Origin of the sequence: Enterobacter chinensis, assembly GCF_034008295.1 — a bacterium.
In the GTDB taxonomy this organism is placed as follows: domain Bacteria; phylum Pseudomonadota; class Gammaproteobacteria; order Enterobacterales; family Enterobacteriaceae; genus Enterobacter; species Enterobacter chinensis.
The window spans coordinates 312,651-322,498 of record NZ_JARDVI010000006.1; the positions used below are offsets into that span (position 1 = coordinate 312,651).

General features: G+C 50.4%; 10 protein-coding genes. All 10 read right to left on the reverse strand.

The genetic code is table 11. From position 1 onward, the window contains the following. Window positions 1–10 precede the first annotated feature (10 nt). A complete protein-coding gene (locus PYW49_RS18990) occupies window positions 11–499 on the reverse strand; it encodes a hypothetical protein (RefSeq protein WP_320387219.1) in 489 nt (162 codons plus the stop codon). Window positions 500–514: 15 nt separating this feature from the next. Next, window positions 515–1,630: a beta-ketoacyl synthase N-terminal-like domain-containing protein gene (locus PYW49_RS18995; protein WP_320387220.1), complete on the reverse strand. Its 1,116-nt coding sequence runs from the start codon at window positions 1,628–1,630 to the stop codon at window positions 515–517. 58 nt (window positions 1,631–1,688) lie between these two features. After that, window positions 1,689–2,372, reverse strand: coding sequence for a hypothetical protein (locus tag PYW49_RS19000; protein WP_320387221.1), 684 nt, complete (start codon window positions 2,370–2,372; stop codon window positions 1,689–1,691). 9 nt (window positions 2,373–2,381) lie between these two features. Beyond that, window positions 2,382–3,827: a class I adenylate-forming enzyme family protein gene (locus PYW49_RS19005; protein ID WP_320387222.1), complete on the reverse strand. Its 1,446-nt coding sequence runs from the start codon at window positions 3,825–3,827 to the stop codon at window positions 2,382–2,384. 2 nt (window positions 3,828–3,829) lie between these two features. Then, on the reverse strand, window positions 3,830–4,093 hold the full coding sequence (locus PYW49_RS19010; RefSeq protein ID WP_014884442.1) for an acyl carrier protein: 264 nt from the start codon (window positions 4,091–4,093) through the stop codon (window positions 3,830–3,832). A gap of 4 nt (window positions 4,094–4,097) precedes the next feature. After that, window positions 4,098–5,348 carry a cation:proton antiporter gene (locus PYW49_RS19015; RefSeq protein ID WP_320387223.1) on the reverse strand — a complete coding sequence of 417 codons (1,251 nt, stop codon included), beginning with the start codon at window positions 5,346–5,348 and terminating at the stop codon, window positions 4,098–4,100. A gap of 49 nt (window positions 5,349–5,397) precedes the next feature. Further along, window positions 5,398–6,588, reverse strand: coding sequence for an MFS transporter (locus PYW49_RS19020; RefSeq protein WP_320387224.1), 1,191 nt, complete (start codon window positions 6,586–6,588; stop codon window positions 5,398–5,400). Continuing rightward, entirely contained in the window at window positions 6,581–6,985 is a 405-nt protein-coding gene (locus PYW49_RS19025; RefSeq protein WP_320387225.1) for a Rid family hydrolase, read from the reverse strand. Before PYW49_RS19025 ends, PYW49_RS19020 begins: the two co-directional genes overlap by 8 nt. A 511-nt stretch (window positions 6,986–7,496) precedes the next feature. Then, window positions 7,497–8,447 carry an HTH-type transcriptional regulator Cbl gene (gene cbl, locus PYW49_RS19030; RefSeq protein WP_320387226.1) on the reverse strand — a complete coding sequence of 317 codons (951 nt, stop codon included), beginning with the start codon at window positions 8,445–8,447 and terminating at the stop codon, window positions 7,497–7,499. A gap of 96 nt (window positions 8,448–8,543) precedes the next feature. Continuing rightward, complete coding sequence (gene nac / locus PYW49_RS19035) at window positions 8,544–9,461, reverse strand: nitrogen assimilation transcriptional regulator NAC (protein ID WP_045908128.1); 918 nt, start codon at window positions 9,459–9,461, stop codon at window positions 8,544–8,546. Window positions 9,462–9,848: the final 387 nt, after the last annotated feature.

The following is a 9,848-nucleotide window of genomic DNA, read 5'->3' on the forward strand; positions in this document are numbered from 1 at the left end:
CTTAATAATATTACTGAGTGACTAACTGTGTTGTTATTTCGATTTCATTTTCACGCGCGCGATCGGCCTGAATCAGAAAAAGATACGTTGCTTGTTGTGTTAACCATTCCCTCGCCAGAGACATGGCAATCTCTTTGCCGGTGCGCTGCGGCATCGTCAGAACCATTGTGGGTCCCTGAAAGCGATAGCGTGTACAGCAAATGGAAACGGGTGCTCCCACATTGGCATTTATAAAATCGACCGGCGAGACGCGCGATTTTATCGCCATGTCGTTAATAATTTTCTCACTGGTATTTACAGGGAATGCCGTACCAAACTGAATAAACCCGACACTCTCATGATACTTATCCAGCAATGCCTGATGCTGTTGATAAAGTTCATCGACAGTGAACAGCACATTTAATGACAATGGGTCTGCTGTTTTTAACCCCCGGCGCAAGGTCTCATTTAAGTCGGACCAAATTAATGAGTTTGCGGTACTCGAAGAAATAATTTTCATTAGCTACCCCACCTTTTACATTACGGTAAATATCAGGCAGGTGTTAAAACCACCAAACCCAATCGTCATGCTCAAACCCGTTTTTCCCTTTAAGGGTTGTGGCTGCGCGGCGGGTAAATTAAAACGCAGGCCATCAATCGGCTTTTTCAACTCATAGACCGGGGGGATCGTGCCCGCATTGAGGCTGTGAATGAGCGCGATGGCTTCCAGCGCACCTGTAGCCCCCAGCGTATGGCCAAAATTGCCCTTTGTGGCGAAGACCCAGGGACGATGGGTGAAAAACAGGTTGTAGGCATTGCTTTCAACCCGATCGTTGGTCAAGGTACCCGAACCGTGCGCATTAATAAGCGCAATATCGCCAGGCTCAAGTCCCGCCTGCGTCAGGGCACGCTGTAATGCCAGACGGATGCCATTGCCTTGCTCATCCGGCGCGGTCAGTCCTGCCGCATCGTTAGACGCCCCCGCGCCGACCAGTTTTGCCAGCACGCGTGGCGCAGACCCGCCTTCCCTTTGCAGCACCAGAAAACCGGCCCCTTCTCCGAGGATCGTCCCCTCGTGAGTGGCATCGAACGATTTCAGGGTAGAGAGGGAGAGCGTACCCAGCGCGCTATGGGCCAGACGTTTTGAATCAGTAAGAATATCCGCACCGCCGCAGACGCACAGGTCTGCTTGCCCCGTCGCAATTAAATGAGCCCCCAGAAGAAGGGCATCTGATCCCGAGGAGCAGGCGGTAGAGAGCGCGATCCCTTCCATTCCCAGCGACTCCGCCACCTCGTTAACCCAACCGTCGAGAGGCTCCCGGCAAAACGCCTCGCTGTCGAGACGGAATCCAAGGCTGGTACCGACAATCAAGAAGCGTCGCTCCTCCGGCACGGGCTCTCCTGCCCCCGAATCCTCAAGCGCCTGAAGGGCCGTACGTTTTGTCAGCGCGATCAGTTTTTCACGCATTTCTGCAGGCCATTCGCCAGGCAGCATGGCGGCCAGATCGGTACGCAAGCTTCGCGCCGATGGCGCAGGCGCAATACCGGTTTGGCTTTCCAGTAAGGTCTGAAAAACATCCTCGATACGATCGCCAGACGCAGTTGTCCATCCCATGCCGACAACATTTGCGACATACGTTGTAGTAGTCATTATTTTTCCTTTACCGAAAAAGAGTACGGTAAGCTGGTTAAATTGAATTAAAGATTTATCAATTGAACGTGCGCAAAAATTCGTTAAAAGGTTTATCTTCAAGCGGAGAAGGATAAAAATTATCTTTAAGCTCGCCTGCAGTGACCTCTATTTTACGTTGATAAGGTTCTTTTTGTAGCCAGCGTGGGCTTTCGATAAAATCGAATGCGATATCTGTCGCATTAAATCCCTCCAGCTCGGCAGGCTTAACCACTTTCCTTCTTTTACGGTCCAGCACCTGGGCATAAGCAGAAATATCAAAATACCGAATCCGACCATTCTCCACCACTGCATTAATACAATGCCAGGGGCGGGGCAAATAAAGGTAATTAACAAAAATATTTCGTAAAGAATACACAGGCTTATTGATTACCTGACTATATAGTATCGCCGATACATCGGCCATTTCCGAGCAGAAGCAGGGTAAGCGCTGTGTTTTCACCAGCATTTCACGAAGATAATCCTGAGGCGTCAGGTTACGGATGACCTCGTCGCGAAAATGCTCGTAACGTGAAATATAATAATCCCAGTGTTCCTCAGGGAACTTGAGGCGAACGATGTCCGCCGGCCATGTTTCAAACACGTCTGATTCCTGAAGAACATGGCACATTGTTTTTGGCACTTCTCGCAAAATATCATCAAGGTTCGTTAAGTGATATTTTTCAATGACCGCCCGTGCCAGTTCCCGAAGTTCATCATTCATGACATCACCTTACTTATATTGTGTTAAAGAGGCCGCACCACAATAAACAAAATTTATATTACGTGGTTGTTCGTGGCGTTTGAGCTTTTTCAGCAGGCTGGCACTGTGCTGCTGGCAATTGGTTTCATTGATCAATGACTCATCGCAGGTCAAAAAAATATCGAACCCCGCTATTTGATCGCCATCATTAACAATTTGGGTTTTGCAGGTCATCACCCCTTTAATTTCCCGACACAGCTGTTTAACGGCACCGATATTGACTTTCTCATCCCTGATTACAATGAAATCACTGATTCGGCCTTTGAAAAACAGGAACCCATCAGCGTCCTGGAAGAAGATATCTCCGGTGCGGAGCCAGCGTTTGCCATCAAGCTCAATAAACGTTTGTCGGTTACCCCGCCCAATGCGCTTTACAAGCAGCGTATCAGAACAAATCAGTAACTCCCCCTGCCCGTCCAGCCCGTCTGCACCTGGCAGGATGCGAACTTCCGTCTGGTCAATAGGACGCCCGGCTGACGCATAATATCCTCTCCCCAGCAGATGAGCCGGGCACGTCGACACGCGCGGTCCGGCCTCACTGATGCCATAAGTCAGATATAACTCAAGCCATGGCTGGCGGAGTAAGAAGTCTTCCACCTCTTTCGGCGCAGCCAGATCGCCCCCAATCGTCAGTTTTTTCAAACCCGGCGGAAGCGTGGTTTCCCAGGCATTCAGCTGTCGCAGCAATACGGGAGTAAGCGAGCTGAGGGTAACGCCGTATCGCTGTAAATCATCCAGATAATGAGGTACAGAAAACGGAGGTCCACTGATAACGATTTCACAGCCTGTCTCCAGCGCAGCAACCATCTGTGCAACCAGCGCGGTGGAATAGCACATCGGCAAACTGATCAATACCCTGTCACTGGCGCTCATGCCGATACTTTTGGCGTGGCGCAGCGCGTTACGGCGCAGAGAATCAAAATGATGAACACACCCGCTGCTGAACGACGATGACGTCCCGGACGTGGCAATCACGACCTGTCCCGGCTGTGTCTGTACGGGACCACCATGACGGCATTTTCCCACCTGCCAGCGCCCCAGGGTTTCAGCTGCGCTCACGCCCAGCTCCTGCCATCGTCCTGGCTGAACCGGCGTTCGCACCAGCGCCCCTGCCGAAAAATCCTCAAGCATCTGCAGGATCCGTTCTGCTGGCGTGAGCGGAGGGATCAGCGCGGGAACAAAGCCGCTGTTGAGAACGGCAAAGAACATATACATCAAGTCCGGACTGTTCGGCATCGCTATCAGCACCACCCGGCCGGGTTCTAAACTCTGCCGCTGCCAGTAATCGACATAGTATTGATAACCCTCTCCTTCAGTGCCGCTGGTCCCCACCGCAGACGTTGCCAGCACCGGAGAAAATAAACCGGCAGGCTCATAGGGAACAAATGCGGTTCGTTCTTCTGCTCGCGTTAGCATTCTCAGGCTCCAAGCTTATTCATAATGAAACGCGAAAGGGTTTGGCACGAATAAAAATTCGCGGGTGAAAACTCTTTATCTTCAACTTTAATATTAAACTCTTCCTCGCACTGGAAGCGTAATTCGACAAATCCAATAGAATCCATACCTACCATTGAGGCGAGACCGGTCTCGTCAGCAATATCTTCGCGCTCGACATCCAGACCAATACGTTCAGCGATGATTTCTTTAATACGATCGACAATCACAGGCATATCCAGTTTCATAATTTTACCCTTTAATGTTTTCAAGCGTTTTATTGACTACAGCGGAAGATGATTCTTTATTTAACCAACGTAATATTGGCGGTGTGGTTGCCGTCACCACGAGCGCCACAATGACCATAATGGAGTAGACTCGTTGCGAAATAAGATTTAATTCGAGCCCAATGGACAGCACAACCAGTTCCATCAGGCCGCGCGTATTCATGAGCGCGCCAATCATGGAGGCTTCACGTAGTGAATAACCTGAAATTCGCGCCCCGAGCAGAGCACCACTGAATTTGGTGATAAATGCCAGTAAGGTGAACCCGATTATCCAGGCAATATCCTGCGTTGCCATACTGAAGTCGAAATGCGTTTTCAGACCGGCACTGACAAACAACACGGGAAGTAAAAGATAGTGCATGAAGCCGTTCATACTCGCATGCCATTGCTTTGCTAACCCGGGGATCCGCGCGAGCATGCTGCCCGCCAGCAACGCACCGAAACCACTGTGCAGGTGAAGATAATCCGCCCCCCACGCGCTGATCAAAATCCAAAAAATGATCGCCGGAAATCTCATCTCAGGTTTGTGCGCATACCGAATGAGCAGTGGCACCACGACTTTGCAGGTCACCAGCCAATAAAGTACCAGGGTTACCGTCACGACGGATAAATAAGACCACAGCGAATCGGATTTTCCTTCTACCGCAGCAAATACGCTGTCTAAAGCCAAAATTCCCCAGCCTGTCACATCGGTAAGAATGGCGGCTGTGATGACGGGAGGAATGATAGCCAGGTGAAGCATCTTTAAATCTTCAATGATCCGCACAATCACCGGCAGAGCGGATACCGCCAACGCTGTTCCCATAAAGATATTAAATAAAAGACGATCGGTTTGTGGCGCCAGTTCGGCATGTACCGAATTCCCCGCCAATACGCCCCCGATAAAAGGGAGCAGCATGCCTAATACCGCTATTTTTAACGCAGCAATGGTCTGCTTACGACGTCCATGGTTATTACCATGAAAATGCGACAATCCAATGTCAAACATGAGCAAAATCATGCCCAGATTCGCCAGCTTATCAATGGTGGTCAACGACTCCTGACTGAATAAAGATGTTTGAAATGAGAACAGAGACATTATTCCAGGAAAGAAAGTCGGTCCCAATAAAACACCTGCAGCAATATGGCCAATGACCTGCGCCTGACCTATCTGCTCCATAAGTTTGCCCACGACATAGCAGGCAAAAACAATCACGGAAAGCTGAATAATAAACATGCGTATCCCCGCCATAGCTAGCGTTGAATTTATTGATATTAAAAAACGTTTAGTTCGAAACGTGGGCGACGCTATTTTCGTTAAAATGACCTATTGCGGTGGTCATCATCGCAATTATCACCATCACGACGCTCACTAAACAGATGCCCTGCCAGTCCCACCTTTCATACACCCATGGACCGGTAACGGATCCGGCCGCACCCATTGCATAATAAAAGAACATATAAAGCGCATAGAGACTGCTTCTTTTATCCGGGTGTAATCCGAGAACCCGCGTCTGGTTAGCCACCTGCGCGGCAAAACACCCTAAATCGAATAAGATAATGCCCAGCGTAAGCCCCGGTAAGGATGCGGGAAAGAGAAACAGGACGGTTATCCCCGCAACCACGAACGCCATTCCGCCAAAAATCACGCTACGACACCCGAAGCGGTCAGCCAGTTTCCCCGCATAATTCGCCAGTACCAGACCGACGATACCCGCCAGGCCAAATAATCCCGCGGTTCCCGCAGGCAGATGCAAAGGCGGTCTTTGCAGATGAAGCATGATGGTTACCCATAACAGGCTAAAGACGAAGAACCATGCACCTCCGGTTACCGCGGATTCAATAAGCCGTGCGTTACGCAGTAAACCCGGCAATTTCGCCATGACGCTCAGATACCCCGTCGCCTTTGCGGGCTTAACATCGGGCAGACATCTGATGGCCAGCAACGCCATGCAGGCCATAACGGCGGCGACGATGGCCAGCATCCCTCGCCAACCAAGCGCATCGGCCAGACTGCCGCCCACTAGCCTTGCGAGCAGTATTCCTGCCGAAATGCCCATCGTGATCAGACCGACCGTGGCACCTTTTGGCGTAATGTGAAATCCAAGCGCATTCAGCTGCACTGCGCTTGTCGCCATCGCGCCTGTTACTATGCCCGCGCTAAAAAGGAGCAACGGTTGACGGGTCAATGAAGCGGCAAACAGCGCAAGCGAGAGGAGGATAAACTGACAAATAATCAGTTTTTTACGGTTAACACTGTCTCCAAGCGGAACAAGGAAGAGTATTCCCAGCATGTAACCTATTTGCATGCTCGCCGCAATGAAGCCGGTATAAAAGAGAGGCAACTGCAAAGATGTTGCGATAGCAGGCAATACGGGCTGGAGAATATAGTTATTCGCCATGGCCGTACCGGCCGCGATGCTGGCGAACCAGATAAACAACGGCGAAACCGCATTTTCTTGTGCGATATCACTCATTAGTTGCCCCCTGTCTTTTTTTTGCCACAATATCAATTGCTACTTTCATTTTTTTCTCGGGAAAGGGTAATACGTGCAATAAAGTAAATGCAGGTCTGGAATCACGGAAATAGTGACCATGGATACGAGCCACCTGCTGCCATTCTTCAATTTCAGTCAGATATAGCCTGCTTTGTATTACATCGTCTATCGCATAACCATTTGATTCAAGTATCCCCTTGATCTTATTAAGAACGCATTCCATTTGCAGTGAGATATCATCAGATTCAATCTCACCACTAGAATTAAGAGGTCCCGTTTTTGAAATATATAGCCAACCGTCTGCTTCTACCGCTCGCGAGAAACCGAAAGCCTCCTCCCAGCTGCTGCCGGAAGTAATAAGTCTTTTTGATTCCACAATGTCATGCCTTTCATCACTGGGTGAAACAAACATATTACAACCCAATCAAATTTGTCCAGAAAAAATAACAAAAATTTGACCTAAAATCTTCACCGGTAATTAAGTAAGCTTTTCCTGGATAAGCTGTAAGCTCAGCTAACCAATCAACATTTAAATTAAACAAATTAAGTAATGAATAACCATTTAAATATCCAAATGCTAACAGCAATTAAAAATCAGGAGAGTTTAAATAATCTCTTTATTAGTTAGCCGGGCATTACCATTACGGACAAATAATATATTTATAAAAAATAACAGTATTATGTTATTTATTCTTATCTGTAACCCAATGGAAAATATGAGAAATATTTTAATATAAGACAATCTTATGGCGTCACATATTATGGTTGTTAATGAGGGTATTTTAAGGGGCCAGGGGGTAGAAAATTAAACGGTTTCAATAGAGAAAAGCCTGCTTTAAGGGCAGGCTTTTGCTTCTTGTCTACGGGTGACGAGCGCGATGAGGGGCTTAAATCTGATAATCAATCGCCACTTCTTCCGGCTCCATCACCTGGCGTTTAATCTCATCAACGGACAGCCCGGCGTTGCAGAGTTCGATAAAGCGCCACACATAGTTGCGCTGTAGCTGTCCGCGCTTCAGGCCGAGCCATACGGTATTGGCGTCAAACAGATGACGTGTATCAAGACGCACCAGATCCCCGGCCTCGCGCTCGCCGCCGGACTGTTCCGCCACCAGACCAATGCCCAGGCCCAGCTCGACGTAGGTTTTAATGACATCGGAATCCTGCGCGCTCAGCACCACATCCGGCGTTAACCCTTTACGGTTGAAGGCTTCATCAATGCGCGAGCGTCCGGTAATGCCCTGTCGGTAGGTAATCAACGGCCATTTAGCAATCTCTTCCAGCGTCAGGGGAGAGACCTGATTCAGGGGATGATCGACGGGGAGTAGTAGACTGTGGTACCAGCGGAACCAGGGGAAAGCCACCAGCAGCGGGTCGTTGCTCAACCGTTCGCTGGCAATGCCGATATCCGCCCCACCGTTTTGCAGCAGCACTTCAATTTCCTGCGGCGTGCCCTGGATGAGCTCCAGACGGACATCCGGGAAAAGTTCGCGGAAGGCTTTAATCACTGGCGGCAGGCTGTAGCGGGCCTGGGTGTGGGTGGTGGCGATGGTGAGCACACCGGAGGCGTCATTGGTAAAGAGATCCGCCAGACGTCGAACGTTGCTGGCCTCGTTAAGGATCCGCTCTGCGATGGTGAGCAACGCCTTGCCGGGCTCTGTCATGCCCAGCAGACGCTTACCACGACGGATAAAGATCTCTATTCCCAGTTCTTCTTCCAGCTCGCGGATATGGCGGCTGACGCCGGACTGAGAGGTATAAAGCATATTGGCGACCTCGGTCAGGTTGTAATCCCGCCTGGCCGCCTCACGGATAATTTTAAGTTGCTGGAAATTCACGATTCACTCCGGCGCATCTGACATAGCTCTATTGTTAGAGTCAGCTGCGCTGCAGAACAAATAATAAAAACCAGCATCTTATGCTTTTATGGAATATCAGCTCACAAGCTGGAGTTCTCGGTTCTCAAGCGATGGCTTGCTGACCAGCGACATCAAAATCTCTTTTACCGCCTGCGCCTGTGGCGAAAGCGATCCGCGTGCCGACATGTTCAGCGACAGCGGCAGGCTCATCGAAGGCGTGGTGATCCGCGCCATCCAGCCGTTTGCCGCACTGCACAGCGAGCGCGCTGCGGATTCCGGCAGAACCGTCACTCCCATTCCGCTGGCAATGGCTGCGGTCAGCGTGGAGATAGAGTCGATCTCGCCGATGATTTTTGCCGTCAGGCGACGCAGGGAGAATGCTTCATCCACGCGCACGCGCACGGCGCTGTAATCACGCGGCAGATAGAGGTTCATCTCTGCCACGGCGGTCAGGTCTACGCTCTGACCCGGACAGTCGCGGGTGCCCACGAGGTAGAGATCTTCTTTCAGCAGCGGCTGGCTGGTGATCCCGGCGACCGGAGAGCGATCGTAAAGGACCGCCATATCCAGCTGGCCGCTGAGCAATTTGTCATTCAGTACAGATCCGCTGTTTTCGTGCAGGTACACCAGCACTTCAGGCAGCTCAGCGCGAACGGCCTGCAGCAGCGGCATCGTAATAGATGATGCGGCCGTTCCCGGCGCCAGGCCGATAGAAACGTGCCCACTCAACGTCTGGCCCACATTATTTACCGCCAGCTGCGCCTGTTCACACTGGCGGAGGATGGTGCGCGCGTGGGTATACAGGATCTTACCTGCTTCCGTCGGCGTGACGCCGCGCTTGGTGCGGATCAACAGCTGCTGATCCATCTCGCCTTCCAGAGTAGCCACCTGCTGGCTCAGCGCAGGCTGCGCGATATGCAGCACTTCTGCCGCTTGAGTCAGGCTGCCGATATCGACGATTTTTACGAAGTATTTCAGTCGTCTTAAGTTCATTTTGCCCCCTGTTCGAAATGCTGTGCCGGAACCGGCTGTCGTTGTTAAACAGGTTTTGCAATATGAATGCCACTTTTACCAGTCGGTCTGAATTGTTCGCTAAGCGCCTGAAAATAAGGAAACCTAATCACGGGGGTGGGTTTTATTACTGAAACAGCAGTTTATGATCTGCCCCATTAGAGGTATGTCCGCACCAAAGCGGTGCATTCCGCTGGCAAAAACACCACTTTGCCGATTTTGTCATCAAACGATCAAAAAGCGTTGATCCACCCTTTGACAAGGCGAACGCAGGTCGATAATATGCGCCCCGTTCACACGATTCCTCTGTAGTTCAGTCGGTAGAACGGCGGACTGTTAATCCGTATGTCACTGGTTCGAGTCCAGTCA